Genomic DNA, 21,687 nt, shown 5'->3' on the forward strand with positions numbered 1-21,687 from the left:
AGATGTGTATAAGAGACAGCCCCCATACCGTCACGATCCAGACGCGTTTCCAGGATCTCGACGTGCTCGGCCATATCAACAATGTCGCAATGGCGGCGCTGTTCGAAAGCGGGCGGGTGCGCTTCAACCAGGCGATCAAGCTGCACGGCTGGGCGGGGCATCGCTGGCTCGTCGCGCGGGTCGAGATCAATTATCTTGGCGAGGGCTTCTTCCCCGCCGATGTCGAGATCGCGAGCGGGATCGGCGAGATCGGCACCCGCAGCTGGAACATCCTTTCGGCCGCCTTCCAGAACGGCGCGTGCATCGCGACGTGCGATGTCGTGCTGGTGATGAGCGCGAGTGGCGGGCTCACCGCACTGCCTGACGAATTCCGTGCAGGATTGGAGGCCAACCGCCTGCGGCTATGATGCGGTGGCGGGCATCCGCCGCGACGCAAAGTGCCAGACGAGCAGTACCGGTTCGATCAGCGCCATACCGATGAAAATGCTCGTCAGCCGCTCGAGCGCCGGGCGGATCGCCACCTCGGCATAGCTGTCGGGCACCAGCGTCACCAGGATCGCCAGCGTGAATTGCAGCCCGAGATAGGGCACGCGCCCGCCGGCATTTTCGATATGCCGCCCGATCGCGACGCCGAGGCACGTCCCTGCGATCAGCACGGGCGCCGATCCGTGCGCGACGATCAGCACGGCGGCGGCCAGCGCGCCACCGCCGATGCAGCCGAGCGCGCGGTGCCACAGCCGCTTGCTCACCGGTGCCAGGCCGCTGCGCCCGAGCCGCGCCACCGGTACGATCATCACCGTCATCACAGTCACGCTTGCCTGCGCCAATTGCGGGATCCCGAACAGCGCATGGAGCGGCGGCAGCAGCGCGAGCGTCACGCCCGCTTGCGCGGCGTGGCGCGCGGCGTCGCGATGCCAGCCGATCCGCTGCGCCGGCACCGCGGGCGGCGCAGGCCAGCGCCGCCGCACGGTCAGCGTCGAGATCAGGCTGACCGCGACGCACGCCGCCGTGCCCGCAAGCACTTCGAGCAACCGCGTCTGCGCAAACGCCAGCGTGTCGAGCGCGGGATGCTCGAGCGTGTCGAGCAGGATCAGCTCGAAGGTCAGGCCGAGCAGCAGCCACGCATAGGCGCGCTTGGCGGTGAGCATCCCGTACAGGCCGATCGCCCCCATCACCGCCGCCGCGAGCGATGCCATCGGGAGCGAGCGCACCGCATAGGGCACGATCAGCAATGCCGCCCCCGCCCCGACCGCGGTGCCGACGATCCGCAGCAACCCGCGCAACAACGTCTGCGCGACATGGCCGCGCATCAGCACGAAACCGGTGAACGCCGCCCAGGCGACGCTCTTCGCGCCGATCGTGTGCGCGAGCAGGATCGCCAGCGCGACCGAGGCCACGCATTCGAGCTCGTCGATCATCCGCGGGCCGGGCGAGAAGAAGGTCGAGAGGGCGCGGCCGACGCGGGATTGGAAGACCTGGGTGAGCCGACGCTGCATTGCGGTGGCTATGGCGCAAAGCGGGCGGCGCTTAAAGGCCACTTCCCGTCACCCCGGCCTTGTGCCGGGGCCCACCGTGACAACGAAATGCATGCCGCAGGATACGCGGCACGGTGGACCCCGGCACAAGGCCGGGGTGACGAAGAGAGGCGGGGTCGCGGCAGACAGCGGTGCAGACGGCGGAAGGCGGAGGCTAGACGTCCAGCGGCAGTGCCCGCTTAATCCGCATCTCCGAACCGCGCCGGGCGCTTCTGGATGTTGGCCGCGACCTGCTCCATCATCGGCGGCTGGCCGATCACCTTGACCTGCTCGTCGGTCTCGGCCTCGAGCATCGCGCGCGGATCGGCGTCGAATGCCATGGAGCACAGCCGTTTGGCACCGCGGATCGCGTTGGGGCTCTTGGCGGCGATGTCGTGCGCCAGCGCCAGCGCCGCGGCATGCGGATCCTCGGCGATGCGCGTGATGAAGCCGTGGTGGAGCGCTTCCTCGGCACCGAATTCGCGCGAGGTGTAGACGAGCTCGCGCAGCACGTCGTCGCGCACCAGCCCGCGCCAGATCGGGAAGCCCGCCATGTCGGGCACCAGCCCCCAATAGCTTTCGCGAATCGCAAAGCGCGTGTCGGGCGCGGCGATGCGAATATCGGCGCCCGACATGATCTGGAAGCCGCCGCCGAACGCGACGCCGTGGACCGCGGCGATCACCGGCATCGGCAGATTGCGCCAGCCCCAGGTGACGTGCTGCGGCAGGATCGCGCCTTGCTCGTTACGCTCGTTGCGCGACAGCCCCGAGCCGCCGCCCGCCATGCTCGTCATGTCGAGCCCGGCGCAGAACGCGCGCCCCTCGCCCGACAGCACGACGCAGCGCACGTCCTTGCGCGGATGCAGCGCATCGATCGCCGCGCCGATACCTTCGAACATCGCCGGGTCGATCGCGTTCATCTTGTCGGCGCGCGCGAGGCGGACGTCGGCGATATGATCGGTGATCGTGGTCGATACGCGGTCGTTCATCTGTCTCTCCATCGGCGTCACACGCTCGGCGCGCCGATCTCTGCCCAATATTGGTCGCGCAGCAAGCGCTTGTACAATTTGCCCGTCGCGTGGCGCGGCAGTTCCGCCGCAAAATCGATCTGGCGCGGTGTCTTCACCCCCGACAGCTCGGCGCGGCACCACGCGGTGAGCTCGGAAGCGAAGGCCGGCCCCGCTTCCGCCATATCGACTGGCTGGACCACCGCGACGACGCGCTCGCCCATTTCGGCGCACGGCGCGCCGATCACCGCGACATCGGCGACGCGCGGGTGGGTGATCAGGCGGTTCTCGATTTCCTGCGGATAGATGTTCACCCCGCCCGAGATGATCATGAAGCTCTTGCGATCGGTGAGGTAAAGATAGCCGTCGCCATCGATCCGCCCGATATCGCCGAGCGTCGTCCAGCCGTGCGCGTTGCGCGCCTCCGCCGTCTTGGCCGGGTCGTTGTGATATTCGAACGGCGTACCGCCCTCGAAATAGACCAGCCCCTGCTCGCCCGGCGGCAGTTCGGCGCCATCTTCGCCGCAGATGTGGAGCACGCCGTACGCCGCCTTGCCGACCGAGCCCTTGTGCGCCAGCCATTCGGGTGAGGCGATCGTCGTCAGGCCGTTGCCCTCGGACCCGGCATAATATTCGTAGAGCACCGGCCCCCACCAGTCGATCATCGCCTCTTTTACAGGGATCGGGCAAGGCGCGGCGGCGTGGATCGCGACCTTGAGGCTCGACAGATCGTGGCGCGCACGTGTCGCCGGATCGAGCTTGAGCATCCGCACGAAATGCGTCGGCACCCATTGGCTGGCGTTGACGTGATAGCGGTCGATCGCGGCGAGGGCGGCCTCGGGGTCGAAATGCTCCATCATCACGACGGTGCCGCCGAGCCTTTGCACCGTCATCGACCAGCGCAGCGGCGCGGCGTGATAGAGCGGCGCCGGGCTGAGATAGATGCTGTCGGGGCCAAACCCGTACAGTCCGCGCGCGAGCATTTCGAGCACGGTGCCAGCAGCAATGTCGGGATCCTCGGGCAGCGCGACGCGCACGCCCTTGGGGCGTCCTGTCGTTCCCGACGAGTAGAGCATGTCGACGCCCGCACGTTCGTCGGCGATGGGCGCATCCGGCATCGCGGCGACCGCGTCTTCCCACGCCGCCCATCCCGCCACGGGTCCGCCGACCGAAAAGCGCGCGAGCTCGGTGCCCAGCGCGGCGGTCACTCCGGCGAGGCTGGCCGAGACGATCACGAGTCGCGCGCCCGAATCCTTAAAGATGTAATCGACTTCAGATGCGGTCAGCTTGGTCGATATGCAGACGAAGAACAGCCCCGCACGCTGCGCCCCCCAGGCGATGTCGTAAAAGGCCGGGCTGTTTTCGAGGCACAGCGCGATCGTGTCGCCGGCCTTCAGCCCCTTCGCGCGGAACAGGTGCGCCGCGCGGTTCGAGCGGGCGTCGAGCTCCGCGAAGCTGACGCGCTCGCCGGTTTCGGCGACGATCAGCGCGGGTTTGCCGGGATCGGTGCGCGCGTGCACGCTCGGATGCGACATTTCAGACCCTCCAGAACGGCCGCTTGCGGGCCGTTTCGTTTTCTTTTGCAACGCGATGCTATACCGGCCTGCCGAACGCCGCAAGCGGCTCGCCAATGCCACATCGCTCGACGCTTGCACGCACGCGGCTTTGCGATACAGCGCCCGGCATCATGGCCGCCGACACCCCCTCCGCCTTCGACCCGCAACGCTTCAGCCGGCTTGGCGTCGGCGGGCATGGCGGCTTGCTCAAGCTGAGCTATCACAGCCACGGGCCCGACTGGGTCGAGCTCCAGCTCCCCTATCAGACCGACCTGATCGGCGACCCGGCGAGCGGCGTGCTCGCCTCGGGGCCGATCCTGACGATGATGGACATGGCGACGAGCCTTGCGGTGTGGACCAAGCTCGGCGCCTTCCGCCCGCACGCGACGCTCGACCTGCGGATCGACTATCTGCGCCCCGCGACACCGGGCAAGACGGTGTACGGCCGCGGCGAATGCTATCGTATCACGCGCTCGATCTCGTTCGTGCGCGGCCAGGCGCATGACGGCGACCCGGCCGATCCGCTTGCGCATGTCGCGGGCACCTTCATGTTCACGGATGCCGCCTGATGTTGCCGCCTTATGCCGACCTGCTTGGGATCGCCGTTGCCGAGGGCGACGATCCGACGCTGCTGACGATGCCGAGCGCGACCAGCTTGCTCGGGCGGCCCGGCTATCTGCACGGCGGCGCGATCGGCGGGATGCTCGAAATGGCCGCGATCGTCGCTCTGCAATATGCGCTGGCCGAGGATGGCGGCGGGCAGATCAAGCCGATCAACGTCACGGTCGATTACATGCGCGGCGGGCGCGAGAAACCGACCTTCGCGCGCGGGGTCGTGACGCGGCTCGGCGGGCGCGTCGCCAATGTCGAGGCGACGGCGTGGCAGGATGATCCGGCCAAGCCCATTGCCGCGGCGCGGATGAACTATCTGATCGTGCGGGGGTAATCACCCGCTACCCGTCATCTTGCAGCAGCCAGATCGCCCCATCGGGCGCTTGCGCGACGTCGCGAATGCGCGCGCCCATGTCCCACTGGTCGGCGACCGTCGCACTGTCCCCGTTGAGCGCAACGCGGATCAGCGACTCGCCCGACAGCGCGCCGATCAGCAGCGAGCCGCGATACGCCGGGAACATCGCGCCCGAATAATAGGCCATCCCGCCCGGCGAGATCGACGGGTTCCACCACAGTTTGGGCGCTTCGAGATCGGGGCGGCTGGGATGATCGGGGATCGGCTTGCCCGAATAATTGTCGCCGTTGGAAACGATCGGCCACCCGTAATTCTTGCCCGGCAGGATCAAATTGAGCTCGTCGCCACCCTTGGGCCCCATCTCCTCTTCCCACAGTCGGCCATCGGGTGTGAACACCAAGCCGTACGGGTTGCGATGCCCGCTGCTCCACGTCTCCGCGCGCACCCCGCCCGCTGCCGCCATCGGATTGCCCGGCGCCGCCTTGCCGTCGAGCGTCAGGTGCAGGATCTTGCCAAGCGCTTGCTCGGGATCCTGCGCCGGCGTGAAGCGCTGCCGCTCGCCCGAGGAGAGGAAGAGCGACTTGCCGTCGGGTGCGAAGGCGATGTTCGCCCCGAACTGTCCGCCGACACCATCTGATCCGGCGCGCCACAGCACTTGCAGGTCGACCAGAGCCGTTCCGGTGAACTGCCCGCGCGCGAGCGCCAGGCTGCTGCCGCCCGGGCGCGGTTCGGAATAGCTGATATAGACGAGCTTGCTCTTGGCGAAATCGGGCGCAGGCGCGATGTCGAGCAGGCCGCCCTGATTGTCGTTGAGCACCTTGGGCGCGCCGGTGATATCGGCGATCGACCCGTCGACGCGGCGCAGCTTGATCTTGCCCGCCTTCTCGGTGACGAGCGCGCTGCCGTCGGGCAGCACCGCGATCGCGAACGGCTCGCTGAAGGTTGCGAGCGTCGCTTGCGCAAACGGCGGCTTGGTCGCGGCGCGGTTCGCTTGGCCCGTCGTTGCGGGGACGTTGGCGACGGTCGCCGCGGGCGCATCGTCGGGCAGGCTGGTCACAGGCGCGCGGCTCGGCCGTGCCGTCGGGGTCGGTGCCGCCGCCGCGGCGTTCGATTGCTGCGGCTGCGCGGAGCAGGCCGTCGCGGCCAGCACCAGAGCAACGAAAGGCGTGCGGGACGACGACAACATGGAGTTCTCCTGTAAGTGTTTCGAAAACCGCCATCACCCCGGACTTGTTCCGGGGTCCACCGTGCGACACAGACAGCGGGCGTGGGCGTACGCTGCACCGTGGACCCCGGAACAGGTTCGGGGTGACGCGCTCGCGAGAACGGCTTGCCAGCCCCCGCGCTTGCGCCTATATCGCAATTACTCTCTACATCGTCAGGTGAAGAGGCTGGAGCCCCCCGGTTCCGGCGCCGAGCCCCTTTGCCGAACCGACTCGAGGATTTCCATTGGCCGAAACGCCCGATCTGACCGCCCTGATTGCTCCCGAAGCCGCGGCTTTGGGTTTCGATCTGGTGCGCGTGAAGCTGTTCGGCGGCAAGGGCGACCTCACGCTGCAGGTGATGGCCGAGCGCCCCGATACGCGCCAGCTGACGATCGAGGATTGCGCCGAACTGTCGCGCCGCATCTCCGACGTGCTCGACACGCTCGAGGCCGAGGGCCGCGACCCGATCACCGACGAATATCGCCTCGAAGTGTCGTCGCCCGGGATCGACCGGCCGCTGACGCGCCTCAAGGACTTCGCCGACTGGACCGGGCATGAGGCGCGCATCGTGCTTGCCGCGCCGATCGAAGGCCGCAAGGTGCTCACCGGGTTGCTCAAGGGCGTCGAGGGCGATCGCATCATCATCTATCTCCCCAAGCATGGCGAGATGGAAATCGGGTACGACCAGGTCGGCACCGCCAAGCTGGTGCTGACCGACGCGCTGATCGCGGCCACCCGGCCGCTTTCGATCGAGGGCGTCGAAGAAGAAGAAATCGAAGACGAAGCGCTGCCCGAGGGCATTGAAGACGAAGGACACAAGTGATGGCCACCGCAGGAACTTCAGGCGTTACCGCCAACCGCGCCGAGCTGATCGCCATTGCGAACGCCGTCGCCACCGAGAAGATGATCGACAAGGGCATCGTCATCGAGGCGATGGAAGACGCGATCCAGCGCGCCGCCAAGGCGCGCTACGGCGCCGAGAACGACATTCGCGCGAAGCTCGATCCCAACACCGGTGACCTCCGCTTGTGGCGCGTCGTCGAAGTGGTCGAGGCGGTCGACGATTACTTCAAACAGGTGAACCTCAAGGAAGCGCAGAAGCTCCAGAAGGACTCGGTCGTCGGCGACTACATCGTCGATCCGCTGCCCCCGATCGAATTCGGCCGCATCGCCGCGCAGGCCGCCAAGCAGGTCATCTTCCAGAAGGTCCGCGACGCCGAGCGCGAGCGCCAGCATGAAGAGTTCAAGGACCGCATGGGTGAGATCATCACCGGCGTCGTCAAGCGTGTCGAGTTCGGCCATGTCGTCGTCGATCTCGGCCGCGCAGAGGGCGTGATCCGTCGCGACCAGCAGATCCCGCGCGAAGTCGTCCGCGTCAACGACCGCATCCGCTCGCTGATCCTCAACGTCCGCCGCGAGAATCGCGGGCCGCAGATTTTCCTCAGCCGCGCACACCCCGACTTCATGAAGAAGCTGTTCGCGCAGGAAGTCCCCGAAATCTACGACGGCATCATCGAGATCAAGGCCGCTGCGCGCGACCCGGGTTCGCGCGCGAAGATCGGCGTGATCAGCCATGATTCGTCGATCGACCCGGTCGGCGCGTGCGTCGGCATGAAGGGCAGCCGCGTTCAGGCGGTCGTCCAGGAAATGCAGGGCGAGAAGATCGACATCATTCCGTGGTCGCCCGACACCGCGACCTTCGTCGTCAACGCGCTGCAGCCGGCCTCGGTCAGCCGCGTCGTGATCGACGAGGAAGAGGACCGCATCGAAGTCGTCGTTCCCGACGATCAGCTGTCGCTCGCGATCGGCCGTCGTGGCCAGAACGTGCGTTTGGCATCGCAGCTCACCGGCAAGGCGATCGACATCCTCACCGAGCAGGACGCGTCCGAGAAGCGCCAGAAGGAATTCGCCGAGCGCACCGAGATGTTCCAGACCGAGCTCGACGTCGACGAGACGCTCGCGCAGCTGCTCGTCGCCGAGGGCTTCGGCGCACTCGAGGAAGTCGCTTATGTCGAGGTCGAGGAAATCGCCTCGATCGAAGGCTTCGATGACGATCTCGCCGCCGAGCTGCAGAGCCGCGCCGCCGAGGCGCTCGAGCGTCGCGAAGGGACGAACCGCGAGGAACGCCGCGCGATGGGCGTCGAGGACGCACTCGCCGAGCTGCCGCATCTCAACGAGGCGATGCTCGTCACGCTCGGCAAGGCCGGGATCAAGACGCTCGACGACCTCGCCGATCTTGCGACCGACGAGCTTATCCAGAAGAAGCGCCAGGAACAGCGCCGCCGCGCCGAGGGCGCCGACGCCAACAAGCGCCCCGAGGACAAGGGCGGCGTGCTCGGCGAGTACGGCCTGAGCGAAGCGCAGGGCAACGAGATCATCATGGCCGCACGCGCGCACTGGTTCGACGAAGAGCCGGCAGCGGCAGCGACTGCCTCGGAGGAGAGCGAAGCCTGATGCCGTTCGTCAGCATCCGCATTTCGGGCAGCGCGACCAAGGACCAGAAGTCCGCGATCGTCGCCGATGTCACCCAGTCGCTCGTCGGGCGGCTGGGCAAGGACCCGGCTGCGGTGCAGATCGTGATCGAAGAAGTGAGCCTCGAGAATTATGGCGCGGGCGGGATCCTGCTCGCCGACCGTGATGCGCCCACCCCCAAGCCGCAGGAGGACGCTCATGCGGAATCCTCGCAATGAGACGCTAGGCGCTACCGAAACTCCCCTCCCGCTTGCGGGAGGGGCTGGGGGAGGGCCTGACGAGGGCGCGTCCCCTGCTGACAGCCCCTCCCCTAACCCAGTTTCAGGTCGGTCAGGCTCCCAGCCTGACCTGAACGATGCGGGGCATCGTTCACCTGAAACTCGCAAGCGGGAGGGGGAGGAAGCGGTGCGACGTTGCATCCTGCTCGGCGAACGCGCGCCGCGCGAAGCGCTGGTGCGACTCGCGCTGTCGCCCGACGGCCACGTCCTCCCTGACGTGCGCGCCAAGGCCCCCGGCCGCGGTGCATGGATCGGCGTGACGCGCGCCGAGCTTGAAACCGCGATCGCCAAGGGGAAGCTCAAGGGCGCGTTCGCCCGCGCGTTCAAGACCGGTCCGGTGCTGATCCCCGACGACCTGCCGCAGATGATCGCGACCGCGCTCGAACGCGCCGTGCTCGACCGACTCGGCCTCGAGGCCCGCACTGGCCATCTGCTCACCGGCTCGGACAAGATCGAGACCGCGGCACGCTCGGGCAAGCTCACCATGCTGCTCCACGCGTCCGACGCAGGCACCGACGGCAACCGCAAGCTCGACCAGGCGTGGCGAATCGGCAACGATGAAGAAGGCAGCGCTTTGCGGGGGTTGGCACTGCCGGTGTCACGCACCATATTGGCCGTGGCGCTAGGTCGGCAGAATGTGGTACATATCGGCCTGACAGAACGCGATGCTGCAAAGCGGGTGGGCGAAACGCTCAACCGCTGGCTGCATTTCATCGGCCCCGAATCCGCCCTCGTGGCTTGCGAAACACCGTCGCAAGGCGCATCGGCGCACATATCCAACCCGGCGGGAAGTGGCATCCCTGCTGCGGCTGACGACGACACATGCGAGGAATTTGAGTGAGCGATACCGACAACGAAAAGCCGAAACTCGGAATGCGTCAGCCGCTCGGGCTGAAGCGCACGATCGAGACCGGCCAGGTCAAGCAGAGCTTCAGCCATGGACGACAGAATACCGTCCAGGTCGAAGTGAAGCGCCGTCGCGTGCTCGGGCCCGGCGGCGCGCCGGTCGCGGCACCCGTCGAGCAGGCCGCTCCGGCACCGGCGCCCGTCGCCGCGCCGCGTCCGGTCGCGCCGACCCCGCCGCCGCCCCCGCCCGTCTCGCCCGGCAATTCGCTGCTGTCGCGCCAGGAGCTCCAGGCCAAGCTGCTGCGCGAAGCCGACGAAGCGCGGATGAACGCGCTCGAGGAAACGCGTCGCCGCGAAGAGCGGCTGCGGATCGAGGCGCAAGCCGAAGAGCGCCGCCGCGCCGAGGAAAATCGCCGTGCCGGCGATGCGCCCGACAGCGCCGCCGCGCCCGACCCCGTGCCGCAGCCGGCGCCCGAGCCCGTCGCGGCCCCGGTTGCCGAAGCTGCTGAGCCCGTTGCCGCACCGGCCCTGGCCGTCGAAGCCGCACCCGCGCCCGCCCATGTGGCGGCGGCTCCGGTCGCCGCTCCGACTGCGCCTGCGCCCGTCGCTGCTGCGCCGGCCCCTGCTCCCGCGCCAGCCGCACCGCCTGCCCCGGTGCTGCGTCCGCTGAGCCTCGAGCGCGATCCGTCGATGCCGGCGCCGCGCCTGTTCACGCCAGTGCCGCGTCCCGAGCGTCCGCGTCCGGCACCGCCTGCCCCGGCGCCCGAGCCGACGCCTGCTGCCGCCACGCCGGCTGCAGGTGCTGCCGGTGCCGCCAAGCGTCCCGCCATCGGCGTCGCCGCGCCGGTTGCGCCGAACGAACCCGCGCGTCCCGGCCAGCGTGACCGCAAGGGCGACGAGCGTCGCGGCGGCAAGCTGACCGTCAACCGTGCGCTCGACGGCGGCGACGGCGCCCGCGCCCGTTCGCTCGCCGCGCTCAAGCGTGCGCGCGAAAAGGAACATCGCCGCATGGGTGGCCCGCGCGAAGTGCAGGCCAAGCAAGTCCGCGACGTCGTCGTGCCCGAAGCGATCACCGTCCAGGAACTCGCCAACCGCATGGCCGAGAAGGGCGCCGACCTCGTCAAGATGCTCTTCAAGATGGGCTCGCCCGTCACGATGACGCAGACGATCGACCAGGATACGGCCGAGCTGCTGGTGACCGAATTCGGCCACAACATCGTCCGCGTCAGCGATTCGGACATCGACATCGCGATCGAGACCGATGCCGATCCCGAGGACACGCTGCTGCCGCGTCCGCCGGTGGTCACGATCATGGGCCATGTCGATCACGGCAAGACCTCGCTGCTCGACGCTTTGCGCGGCACCGACGTGGTGCGCGGTGAGGCCGGTGGCATCACCCAGCATATCGGCGCCTATCAGGTGACGCTGAAGGACAAGTCGAAGGTCACCTTCCTCGACACGCCGGGCCACGAAGCCTTCACCGAAATGCGCCAGCGCGGCGCCAACGTGACCGACATCGTCGTGCTCGTTGTCGCGGCGGACGATGCGATCAAGCCGCAGACGGTCGAGGCGATCAACCACACCAAGGCCGCTGGCGTCCCGATGATCGTCGCGATCAACAAGGTCGACAAGCATGACGCCAATCCGCAGAAGGTCCGCGAGGCCCTCCTGCAGTATGAAGTCGTGGTCGAGGAAATGTCGGGCGACGTCCAGGACGTCGAAGTCTCGGCGCTCAAGAAGACCGGGCTCGACGAGCTGATCGAGAAGATCCAGCTCCAGGCCGAACTGCTCGAACTGAAGGCCAACCCGAACCGCGCGGCCGAAGGCACCGTGATCGAAGCCAAGCTCGACAAGGGCCGTGGTCCGGTCGCGACCGTGCTCGTCAACCGCGGCACGCTCAAGGTCGGCGACATCTTCGTCGTCGGCGCCGAGAGCGGCAAGGTCCGAGCGATGACCAACGACAAGGGCCAGCAGATCAAGGAAGCCGGCCCGTCGATGCCGGTCGAGGTCCTCGGTCTCTCGGGTGTCCCGCGTGCGGGCGATCCGCTGTCGGTGGTCGAGAACGAAGCGCGTGCGCGTGAAGTCGCCGAGTACCGCCAGAGCGTCATCACCTCGAAGCGCACCGGCGGTGGTCCGGCGAGCCTCGAGTCGATGTTCTCGGCGCTCAAGGAAAAGCAGGCGATCGAATATCCGCTGGTGGTCAAGGCCGACACGCAAGGGTCGGTCGAGGCCATCGTCGGCGCGATCAACAAGATCTCGACCGATCTCATCAAGGCGCGCGTGCTGCATTCGGGCGTCGGTGGCATCACCGAGAGCGATGTTACGCTGGCGGGTGCCAGCGGTGCGCCGATCATCGGCTTCAACGTTCGTCCGAACGCCAAGGCCCGCGAGATCGCCGAGCGTCACAAGGTTGCGTTCAAATATTACGACGTGATCTACGACCTCACCGACGAGATCCGCGCCGGCATGGCGGGCGAGCTCGGGCCGGAAGCGTTCGAGACGGTCGTCGGCCGCGCCGAAATCCGCGAGGTCTTCTCGGCGGGCAAGCACGGCAAGGCAGCGGGTCTGCTCGTTACCGAGGGCAACATCCGCAAGGCGCTCAAGGCGCGTATCACCCGGGCGGATGTCATCATCTACCAGGGCGAGATCGCCTCGCTGCGTCGCTTCAAGGATGACGTTGCCGAAGTGCGCGCAGGGTTGGAGTGCGGCGTGACCTTCACGTCGAACTTCGTCGATATCAAGCCGGGCGACTTCCTCGAAACGTTCGAAGTCGAACTGCGCGAACGCACGCTGTAATCGTGTTTCCCTCTCCCGCTTTCGCGGGAGAGGGAGGGGCCCGCGCAGCGGGAGGGTGAGGGTTTTCTTCTTCCTCCTGCTCGTCTCGCCTCGACGAAGAAGACCCTCACCCAACCCTCTCCCGCCAAGGCGGGCGAGGGCTTTAGGCTTTAGCCATGCGCCCCAACGAAACCGCCGAATCCCGCAACGTCCGCCTGCTTCGCGTCGGCGAGCAGATGCGCCATACGCTGAGCGATATCCTCGCGCGCGGCGACGTCCATGACGAGGTGCTCGCCAAGCATTCCGTGACGATCACCGAAGTCCGCATGTCGCCCGACCTGCGCCATGCGACGGTGTTCATGAAGCCGCTGCTCGGCCGCGACGAGGAAGCCGTGCTGAAGGCGTTGCGCACCAACACCGCCTACCTCCAGCGCGAGGTCGCGGCGCGCGTCCACATGAAATATGCCGCCAAGCTCAAGTTCCTCGCGGACGACAGCTTCGACGAAGGCAGCCACATCGACACATTGCTGCGCGATCCGAAGGTGGCTCGGGATTTAGAGAACCCTACAGAAAGCTAATAGCGATGGCGCGCTCAGCCGCCGCATAGGTGGTTCCTATTGTAGGGATCGTCTTCAAATGGCGGCGGGCTCCACGGTTTGTCGATATCCGCCGCTTGACCGAGCAGCTTTGTAACAGCCAGATCCGGTGTCGCACCCGATGCGATTCAAGCTGGCGGATGCGTCCAAAACAAACTGGCGGTTACGTCATCGCGCCCCGGGCCGTTCTCTATGACCCAAGCCGCGCGCATCACGCCGTCAACTAACCGATCGGCGCACCCGAGAGCGAACCAAGCGCCGCAACTATAGACACCCTGGTACCGGTCTCCAACGACCACGACAGGGTAAAAGCTGGCAGGAATGACACTGGACATCCGTCGATCTTCCCGCTTCTTGTCCTGATGGCCAAGCTCTATTTCTACTATGCCTCGATGAACGCGGGCAAATCGACCAACCTGCTGCAGGCCGATTTCAACTATCGCGAGCGCGGGATGCGCACGGTGTTGCTCACCGCAGGCGTCGACGATCGTTTTGCCGCGGGGACGATCACCTCGCGGATCGGGCTCGCCGCCGACGCGATTGCGTTCGATCGCGACACCGATCTCATCGCGGTCGTGACGCGCGAGGGCGAGGCTCCGCCCGCCTGCGTGCTGGTCGACGAAGCGCAATTCCTCACCGCCACCCAGGTCGATCAGCTTGCTACCCTTGCGGACTTCCACGGCATTCCCGTGCTCGCCTACGGGCTGCGCACCGACTTCCTCGGCGCCTTGTTCGAGGGTTCGGCGCGGTTGCTGGCGATCGCCGACTCGCTGATCGAGATCAAATCGGTCTGCGCGTGCGGGCGTAAGGCAACGATGAACCTGCGCGTCGATCCCACCGGCCGCGCGGTCGCGGCGGGGGCGCAGACCGAGATTGGCGGCAACGATCTGTACATTGCGCTGTGTCGTCGCCATTTCAGCGAAGCGCTTTTCGCCGCCTGACCCGAACGGACCCCGATGACCAATCCCGACCTGCCCTACACCATCGCGGTGTGGCTCATCCCGCTCGTGATCGCGATCGTGTTCCACGAGGTCGCGCACGGCTATGTCGCGCGGATCCTCGGCGACCATACCGCCGAGCGGATGGGGCGGCTGACGCTCAACCCGATCAAACATGTCGATCCGATCGGGACGGTCGTGCTGCCGATGATTCTGGCGATCGCACACGCGCCGATCTTCGGCTGGGCCAAGCCCGTGCCGGTGATCGCGTCGCAGATGCGCAACCCGCGGCGTGATATGATGCTGGTCGCGCTGGCAGGCCCCGCGACCAACTTCGTGCTCGCGACGCTGACCGCGCTGGGGCTGGCGGCGTTCGTCGGGCTCGCCGGCGGCGTTCCGGCCGAGGGCGCACCGCATACGGCGGTCGGCTTCGCGTTCGACGTGCTCTACAGCTTCCTGCTGATCAACGTGTTTCTGGGCGTCTTCAACCTGATCCCGCTGCCGCCGTTCGATGGCGGGCATGTCGTGCAGGGCCTGCTGCCGCGCGCCGCGGCGATCCAGTACGCCAAGCTCGCGCGCTTCGGGCTGCCGCTGCTGCTGATCCTGCTGTTCGTGCTGCCGATGATCAGCCCGCAGCTCGACATCATCCGCCGTGTGATCGGACCGATCGCCAACGCCGTGGCGGATGTCTTCCTGCGGATCGCCCAGCTCGGCGGGGTGTGAGCGGCGTGCATGGCTGGCTGATTCTCGACAAGCCGCTCGGGCTGGGCTCGACGCAAGCGGTATCCGCGGTCAAGCGCGCGCTGCGGGCGTCGGGCTACGATGTCAGCAAGCGCGGCATCAAGGTCGGGCATGGCGGGACGCTCGATCCGCTCGCCACCGGCGTGCTGCCGATCGCGCTCGGCGAGGCGACCAAGCTCGCCGGGCGGATGCTCGACAGCGACAAGGTGTATGATTTTACCGTGACGTTCGGGGCGGAGACCGACACGCTCGACCTCGAGGGCAAGGTGATTGCCGAGAGCGCGGTGCGGCCGACGCTGGCGCTGGTCAAGGCTGTTTTGCCGCGCTTCACCGGGCCGATCGAACAGGTGCCGCCGGCTTACTCTGCGCTGAAGGTGGATGGGGAGCGGGCCTATGATCTTGCGCGCGCTGGCGAGGCGGTGGTGCTGGCGAGCCGGTCTGTGACGATCCATTCGCTCGTCTGCGTTCGAGAAGAAGGCCCTCACCCAACCCTCTCCCGCGAAGGCGGGAGAGGGCTTTCCGCTCCCTCTCCTTCTCCCGCCTTCGCGGGAGAAGATCGGGATGAGGGCCTTCTTCTTCCTCTCGACCACGTCACCTTCACCGCGCACGTTTCCAAGGGCACCTATATCCGCTCCCTCGCCCGCGACATCGCGCTTGCCCTAAACACCGTCGGCCACGTCACCATGCTGCGCCGCACCAAGGCCGGCCCGTTCACCCTCGAAAACGCGATATCGCTGGACAAACTGGCCGAACTCGGGCAGGCGCGCGCCCTTGAAGACAAACTCCTGCCATTGAGGGCGGGGCTGGACGACATCCCGGCTCTCTCCCTCTCCCCCGATCAGGCAGGGCTGCTCCGTCAGGGGCGGGTGTTGATCGGGATCGCCGCCGACGATGGCTCCTACTTCGCGACATCGGAAGAAATTCCCGTCGCTCTGGTGGAAGTCGAGAACCGCGAGGTTCGCGTCGTTCGCGGTTTCAATCTCTGAATGATGTCGAAGGAAGAAGCATGACGATCACTGCAGAGCGCAAAGACGCGCTCGTCAAGGAACATGGCCGCGTCGAAGGCGACACCGGCAGCCCCGAAGTCCAGGTCGCGATCCTCACCGAGCGCATCCGCAACCTGACCGAGCACTTCAAGGGCCACAAGAAGGACAACCATTCGCGCCGCGGGCTGCTGATGATGGTCAACAAGCGGCGCACGCTGCTCGACTATCTCCGCCACAAGGACGGGGCGCGGTATACCGCCCTCATCGCGAAGCTCGGGTTGCGCAAGTAACTCAGGACCTCATGGAACGGCGCCCTCGGGCGCCGTTTCTACATCCAACCCCTTTCGCCATTCCGCAATTCGGCGGTTTGGCCGGGAGCCACGAAAGGCTCCGAACCGCGCGGACCGGCTAGTCCGCACATAGGCCCCACTGGCATCCGGCCAGTGGTGTTGAAGGAAACGATATGTTCGATACCAAGACCGTAACCACCCAATGGGGTGGCAAGACGCTGACGCTGGAAACCGGCCGCGTCGCGCGCCAGGCAGACGGCGCCGTGATGGCGACGCTCGGCGAGACCGTGGTGCTTTGCGCCGTGACCGCCGCCAAGGGCGTGAAGGAAGGCCAGGACTTCTTCCCGCTGACCGTCCATTACCAGGAAAAGTACTCGGCTGCCGGCCGCATCCCCGGTGGCTTCTTCAAGCGTGAGCGCGGCGCGACCGAAAAGGAAACGCTGACCAGCCGCCTGATCGACCGCCCGATCCGCCCGTTGTTCCCCGAAGGGTTCTACAACGAGATCAACGTGATCTGCCAGGTCCTGTCGTATGACGGCGAGAACGAGCCCGACGTGCTCGCGATGGTCGCCGCATCGGCTGCCCTCACCATCTCGGGCGTGCCGTTCATGGGCCCGATCGGCGCAGCGCGCGTCGGCTATATCGATGGCGAATACATCCTCAACCCGACCGTCGAGCAGACCAAGTCGGGCGAGCTCGACCTGGTCGTCGCCGCAACCGGCGCCGCCGTGATGATGGTCGAATCCGAAGCCAAGGAGCTTTCAGAAGAGGTCATGCTCGGCGCCGTCCAGTTCGCGCACAAGGCGTGCCGCGAAGCCGCCAACCTGATCATCGATCTTGCCGAGCAGGCTGCCAAGGATCCGTGGGAAATGGCCGCCCAGGCCGATCTCACCGCCGCCAAGGACAAGCTGCGCAAGCTCGTCGGCAAGGACATTGCCGCTGCCTACAAGGTGACCGACAAGGGCCAGCGCTCGCACCTGCTGTACGAAGTCCGCGCCAAGGCTCGCGAAGCCTTCGCCGATGCCGCCCCGCAGGACCAGATGGCGGCCGGCAAGCTCGTCAAGAAGCTCGAGGGCGAGATCGTCCGCGGTGCGATCCTCAAGGACGGCACGCGCATCGACGGTCGTACCACCACGCAGATCCGTCCGATCGAGGCGATGGTGCACTTCCTCCCGCGTGCGCATGGGTCTGCACTGTTCACGCGTGGCGAGACGCAGTCGATCTGCACCACCACGCTCGGCACCAAGGACGCCGAGCAGATGATCGACGGACTGACCGGCCTGTCGTACGAGAACTTCATGCTGCACTACAACTTCCCGCCCTACTCGGTCGGTGAAGTCGGTCGCTTCGGTGCGCCGGGCCGTCGTGAAGTCGGCCACGGCAAGCTCGCCTGGCGCGCGCTGCACCCGGTGCTGCCGTCGAAGGACGAGTTCCCGTACACGATCCGCGTTCTGTCGGACATCACCGAGTCGAACGGTTCGTCGTCGATGGCGACGGTGTGCGGTGGTTCGCTGTCGATGATGGACGCTGGCGTTCCCTTGAAGCGCCCGGTTTCGGGCATCGCGATGGGCCTGATCCTCGAAGGCAAGGACTTTGCGGTTCTCTCGGACATCCTCGGCGACGAAGATCACCTTGGCGACATGGACTTCAAGGTCGCAGGCACCGAGGCCGGCATCACCACGATGCAGATGGACATCAAGATCGCCGGCATCACCGACGAGATCATGCGCGTTGCCCTGGCGCAGGCCAAGGAAGGCCGTGCGCACATCCTCGGCGAAATGGCCAAGGCGCTCGACCACACGCGTGAGGAACTCTCGGCGCACGCACCGCGCATCGAGACCTTCACGATCGACAAGACCAAGATCCGTGACGTGATCGGCACGGGCGGCAAGGTCATTCGCGAGATCGTCGCGACGACCGGCGCGAAGGTCGACATCGACGACGAGGGCGTAATCAAGGTGTCGTCGTCCGACACCGCGCAGATCGAAGCCGCGATCAAGTGGATCAAGGGCATCGTCGAGGAAGCCGAAGTCGGCAAGGTCTATGACGGCAAGGTCGTCAACCTGGTGGACTTCGGTGCGTTCGTGAACTTCATGGGTGGCAAGGACGGCCTCGTCCACGTGTCCGAAATCAAGAACGAGCGCGTCGAGAAGGTCTCGGATGTTCTTTCCGAGGGTCAAGAAGTGAAGGTCAAGGTCCTCGAGATCGACCCGCGCGGCAAGGTTCGCCTGTCGATGCGCGTCGTCGACCAGGAGACCGGTGCCGAGCTCGAAGACACGCGCCCAGCGCGCGAGCCGCGCGAAGGCGGCGACCGTGGTCCGCGCCCGCCGCGTCGTGATGGCGACGGTGGCCGTGGCCCGGGCGGCGGCGATCGTGGTCCGCGCGGCGGTGGTGGCGGCGGCGAAGGCCGTGGCCCGCGTCGTGACGGCGACGGTGGCCGTGGTCCCCGCCGCGATGGCGGCGGTGCACGCCCCGAGCGCGCCGCTGGCGGCAACGAGGACGGCCCTGCGCCCGAGTTCGCTCCGGCGTTCCTGACCGGCGATCGCGACTAACACCCTGGCCGCAAGGCTAAGGTGAGAGAGGGGCCCGGAGCGATCCGGGCCCCTTTTTCGTGCGCGCTCGAACTGCGTAGAAACCGGCTCTTATCGGCTGCCGAAACTTCGCCTAGGCTTGCCCCAACATAAGGGGGATTCCATGCGTCGTTTCGTTCTCGCAGCCTTGCTCGCCACCGTCGCCGCGCCCGCGCTTGCCGCACCCGCCGACGATCTCCACCGCGTCATCGCGGATCACTGGGCGTGGTTCCTCAAATCGAACCCGGTCTATGCGACCTCGCTCGGCGTCCACGCCTATGACGATCGGCTCGGCGATTTCAGCCTGGCCGAGCTCGACCGCCAGGCGGCGCAGGCGGCGCTGTTCATCAAGCGGCTCGATGCGATCCCGGCGGCCAAGCTGACCGACGAGGACCGCACCAACAAGGCGATCCTGCGCCGCATCCTGTCCGAGCAGATCGAGGCGAACGGTTTCGGCGAGCGGATGATCACCTTCACCACGCTCGGCAGCTGGTACCAGAGCTTCGCCGGGCTCGCCGACACGGTGCCGGTGCGCACGCGCGCCGATTTCAAGAGCTACCTCATCCGGCTCGCGCAATTCCCCGGTGCCAATGCGCAGCAACTCGAGATCACGCGGCAAGCCGTCGCGGGCGGTTATGTTCAACCGTGCGCCGCGCTGAACGGATTCGAGACGACGATCTCCGGCGTGATCACCGCCAAGCCCGAAGATTCGCGCTTCTACGCGCCGTTCAAGGGCAACCGCCCGGCGGGGATGAGCGACACCGAATGGGCCGACTGGCAGAGCCGCGCGCGCGTGCTGATCACCGACACGATCAACCCCGAATATCGCAAGATCGCGGACTATTATCGCACCGCCTATCTCCCCAAGTGCCGCGTCAGCGTCGGCGCCGCGGCGCTGCCCGAGGGCGCGAAATACTACGCTTTCCAAGTACGCCAGCAGACCACGACCGATCTGACGCCGGCGCAGATCCACGATATCGGCCTGTCGGAGGTCAAGCGCATCAAGACCGCGATGGAAGCGCTCGCCAGAAAGGCCGGTTTTGCCAGCCGCGAGGCGTTCATCCAGGAACTGCGCACCAACCCGAAATATTACGCCAAGAGCGAGACCGAGTTGATGAGCGCCGCCGCGCTGCAGGCCAAGGCGAACGACGGCAATATGCCCAAGCTGTTCGGCACGCTGCCGCGCCTGCCCTACGGCGTGCGCGCGATCCCGGCCGAAACCGCGCCGAGCAGCCCGACCGCCTATTACATGCCGGGATCGCCCAAGGTCGGGATTTCGGGAACGTTCTACGTCAACACATCGAAGCTCGACCAGCGCCCGCTCTATGAGCTGCCCGCGCTGGTGAGCCATGAGGCAGTGCCGGGGCATCACAACCAGATTGCGCTGCAGCAGGAAATGAGCCTGCCCGACTTCCGCAAATACGACACCAATTTCACCGCCTTCGTCGAAGGCTGGGGGCTCTATTCGGAGCATCTCGGGATCGAGCTCGGCATTTACGACACGCCCGAAAAGGACATGGGGCGGCTGTCGTACGAAATGTGGCGCGCGTGTCGGCTGGTGGTCGATACCGGGCTGCACGCGCAAGGGTGGACCAAGGACCAGGCCCTCGCCTTCATGAAGGCCAACACCGCGCTGACCGACGCCAATATCGAGGCCGAGGTCAATCGCTACATCACCAATCCGGGGCAGGCGCTGGCCTACAAGCTCGGCGAATTGAAGATCCTCGCACTGCGCCAGCGCGCCGAGACCAAGCTCGGCGCAAAGTTCGACGTGCGGCGCTTCCACGATGCGGTGCTCGAACATGGCGCGGTGCCGCTCGACTTGCTCGACACGCAGATCGACGCCTGGATCGCGCGCGAGCAACGCGCCGCCTGACGCCGCACGGCTGTCATACAAAGCGGGCAAGGCGGGGCGAAGGAGACAGACCCATGAAGACCCCGCTGCGGCTTGCCGCACTCGCGCTTGCCGTGGCGGCGCTCGGTGGCGCTGCGCCCGCGCCGAACGCCCCGACCGGCCTCAAGGTCGATCGCGTCGTGCTGCTGATGCGCCACGGCATCCGCCCGCCGACCAAGGCGCCGCCGATGCCGCATGGGGTCACCGCCGAGGCGTGGCCGAGCTGGCCGGTCGCGCCCGGCTGGTTGACCCCGCACGGTGCCGCCGCGGTGGTGGCGGTCGCGGGCGCGGACAGGGCAAGCTTTGCCGCGAGCGGACTGATGCCCGCGACGGCGTGCCCGACGCGCGTCGCATTGCTCGCCGACAGCGACCAGCGCACGATCGCGACCGCGCAGAGCTATGCCACCGGGCTCGCGCCCGGCTGCGCGATCGTGATCGAGCATCGCGCGCAGGACGAGGCCGATCCGCTGTTCAACCAGATCGCCGACGGCCACGCCCCGCTCGACCCCGCGCGCGCCGCCGCTGCGGTCGATGCAGCGGTCGGGCCGAGCGGGATCGCGGCGGTCGAGCGGAACGTAACGCCGCTGCTCGCGCGGCTCGATCGCATCCTGTGCGGTGCGGCGAAGACCGAGTGCGGCGTCATGCGCGAGCCCTCGACGCTCACCCCCGCCACCGCGACGACGCGCCCCAAGCTCGGCGGCGCGCTCGACCGCGCCTCGACCGCGGCGCAGATCCTGCTGCTCGAATATGCCGAGGGGAAGCCCGTGGCAGAGATCGGCTGGGGCCGCGCCACCGCCGCCGATGTCACCGCGCTCGGTGCGTTCCATGCGCTCGAGTTCCGTCTGCTCGCGCGCGCGCCCTATATCGCGGCGCGCAACATGGCGGGGCTGAGCCCGCGGATCGTCGGCTGGCTGTCGGACGACGCACCAACCGCGCCGACGATCGCGATGATCGCGGGGCACGACACGCAAGTCGCCAACCTCGCCGGGCTGCTCGACCTGCATTGGCGCGTGCCGGGCATCGCCGCCGACGATCCCGTTCCGGGCGGCGCG

General features: G+C 67.0%; 20 protein-coding genes. 16 read left to right on the top strand and 4 right to left on the bottom strand.

Going from position 1 to position 21,687, the window contains the following annotated elements:
* Positions 1-2: 2 nt before the first annotated feature.
* On the top strand, positions 3-407 hold the full coding sequence (locus tag QN347_RS14705; RefSeq protein WP_323494102.1) for an acyl-CoA thioesterase: 405 nt from the start codon (positions 3-5) through the stop codon (positions 405-407).
* Here the strand turns inward: QN347_RS14705 and QN347_RS14710 are convergent.
* The 3 genes from QN347_RS14710 to QN347_RS14720 form a co-directional block, all read right to left on the bottom strand.
* Positions 402-1,496 carry an FUSC family protein gene (locus tag QN347_RS14710; protein ID WP_322160557.1) on the bottom strand — a complete coding sequence of 365 codons (1,095 nt, stop codon included), beginning with the start codon at positions 1,494-1,496 and terminating at the stop codon, positions 402-404. The two genes, QN347_RS14705 and QN347_RS14710, sit on opposite strands and share 6 nt — an antisense overlap.
* A 218-nt stretch (positions 1,497-1,714) precedes the next feature.
* Positions 1,715-2,503: a crotonase/enoyl-CoA hydratase family protein gene (locus QN347_RS14715; protein WP_322160560.1), complete on the bottom strand. Its 789-nt coding sequence runs from the start codon at positions 2,501-2,503 to the stop codon at positions 1,715-1,717.
* Between the two features lie 17 nt (positions 2,504-2,520).
* Positions 2,521-4,056 carry an acyl-CoA synthetase gene (locus QN347_RS14720; RefSeq protein ID WP_322160562.1) on the bottom strand — a complete coding sequence of 512 codons (1,536 nt, stop codon included), beginning with the start codon at positions 4,054-4,056 and terminating at the stop codon, positions 2,521-2,523.
* A gap of 152 nt (positions 4,057-4,208) precedes the next feature.
* On the opposite strand from QN347_RS14720, the gene QN347_RS14725 reads away from it, so the two are divergent.
* The gene (locus QN347_RS14725; RefSeq protein ID WP_189675525.1) at positions 4,209-4,646 is read left to right on the top strand and encodes a PaaI family thioesterase; all 438 of its coding nucleotides are present in this window, start codon (positions 4,209-4,211) and stop codon (positions 4,644-4,646) included.
* Complete coding sequence (locus QN347_RS14730; RefSeq protein ID WP_133190120.1) at positions 4,646-5,023, top strand: PaaI family thioesterase; 378 nt, start codon at positions 4,646-4,648, stop codon at positions 5,021-5,023. Before QN347_RS14725 ends, QN347_RS14730 begins: the two co-directional genes overlap by 1 nt.
* 7 nt (positions 5,024-5,030) lie before the next feature.
* Here QN347_RS14730 and QN347_RS14735 read toward each other — a convergent pair whose 3' ends face one another.
* Positions 5,031-6,230 carry a PQQ-dependent sugar dehydrogenase gene (locus QN347_RS14735; protein ID WP_323494103.1) on the bottom strand — a complete coding sequence of 400 codons (1,200 nt, stop codon included), beginning with the start codon at positions 6,228-6,230 and terminating at the stop codon, positions 5,031-5,033.
* Between the two features lie 263 nt (positions 6,231-6,493).
* Between QN347_RS14735 and rimP the strand changes: the two genes are divergently transcribed.
* From rimP to QN347_RS14800, 13 genes are all read left to right on the top strand, one after another.
* Positions 6,494-7,072: a ribosome maturation protein RimP gene (rimP, locus tag QN347_RS14740; protein ID WP_322160567.1), complete on the top strand. Its 579-nt coding sequence runs from the start codon at positions 6,494-6,496 to the stop codon at positions 7,070-7,072.
* A complete protein-coding gene (gene nusA, locus QN347_RS14745) occupies positions 7,072-8,703 on the top strand; it encodes a transcription termination factor NusA (RefSeq protein WP_322160568.1) in 1,632 nt (543 codons plus the stop codon). Before rimP ends, nusA begins: the two co-directional genes overlap by 1 nt.
* Entirely contained in the window at positions 8,703-8,939 is a 237-nt protein-coding gene (locus QN347_RS14750) for a 4-oxalocrotonate tautomerase family protein (RefSeq protein WP_322160570.1), read from the top strand. Before nusA ends, QN347_RS14750 begins: the two co-directional genes overlap by 1 nt.
* 187 nt (positions 8,940-9,126) lie before the next feature.
* Complete coding sequence (locus tag QN347_RS14755) at positions 9,127-9,840, top strand: DUF448 domain-containing protein (protein WP_322160572.1); 714 nt, start codon at positions 9,127-9,129, stop codon at positions 9,838-9,840.
* Positions 9,837-12,641, top strand: coding sequence for a translation initiation factor IF-2 (gene infB / locus QN347_RS14760; RefSeq protein WP_322160574.1), 2,805 nt, complete (start codon positions 9,837-9,839; stop codon positions 12,639-12,641). The genes QN347_RS14755 and infB overlap by 4 nt, the downstream gene beginning before the upstream one ends.
* 155 nt (positions 12,642-12,796) lie before the next feature.
* Positions 12,797-13,198, top strand: coding sequence for a 30S ribosome-binding factor RbfA (gene rbfA, locus QN347_RS14765; RefSeq protein ID WP_322160576.1), 402 nt, complete (start codon positions 12,797-12,799; stop codon positions 13,196-13,198).
* A 380-nt stretch (positions 13,199-13,578) separates the two neighbouring features.
* A complete protein-coding gene (locus tag QN347_RS14770; protein WP_322160577.1) occupies positions 13,579-14,157 on the top strand; it encodes a thymidine kinase in 579 nt (192 codons plus the stop codon).
* A 15-nt stretch (positions 14,158-14,172) separates the two neighbouring features.
* On the top strand, positions 14,173-14,877 hold the full coding sequence (locus tag QN347_RS14775) for a site-2 protease family protein (protein ID WP_322160579.1): 705 nt from the start codon (positions 14,173-14,175) through the stop codon (positions 14,875-14,877).
* Positions 14,874-15,881: a tRNA pseudouridine(55) synthase TruB gene (gene truB, locus QN347_RS14780; protein WP_322160581.1), complete on the top strand. Its 1,008-nt coding sequence runs from the start codon at positions 14,874-14,876 to the stop codon at positions 15,879-15,881. Before QN347_RS14775 ends, truB begins: the two co-directional genes overlap by 4 nt.
* Before the next feature lie 20 nt (positions 15,882-15,901).
* On the top strand, positions 15,902-16,171 hold the full coding sequence (rpsO, locus tag QN347_RS14785) for a 30S ribosomal protein S15 (RefSeq protein ID WP_010183700.1): 270 nt from the start codon (positions 15,902-15,904) through the stop codon (positions 16,169-16,171).
* A 173-nt stretch (positions 16,172-16,344) separates the two neighbouring features.
* Complete coding sequence (pnp, locus tag QN347_RS14790; protein WP_322160583.1) at positions 16,345-18,723, top strand: polyribonucleotide nucleotidyltransferase; 2,379 nt, start codon at positions 16,345-16,347, stop codon at positions 18,721-18,723.
* Positions 18,724-18,865: 142 nt separating this feature from the next.
* Positions 18,866-20,617: a DUF885 domain-containing protein gene (locus QN347_RS14795; protein ID WP_322160585.1), complete on the top strand. Its 1,752-nt coding sequence runs from the start codon at positions 18,866-18,868 to the stop codon at positions 20,615-20,617.
* A gap of 53 nt (positions 20,618-20,670) precedes the next feature.
* Positions 20,671-21,687 (top strand): histidine-type phosphatase (locus tag QN347_RS14800; RefSeq protein ID WP_323494104.1); only part of this gene is annotated, 1,017 nt, incomplete at its 3' end.

Source organism: Sphingomonas sp. 10B4 (assembly GCF_035019905.1).
Lineage (GTDB): Bacteria > Pseudomonadota > Alphaproteobacteria > Sphingomonadales > Sphingomonadaceae > Sphingomonas > Sphingomonas glacialis.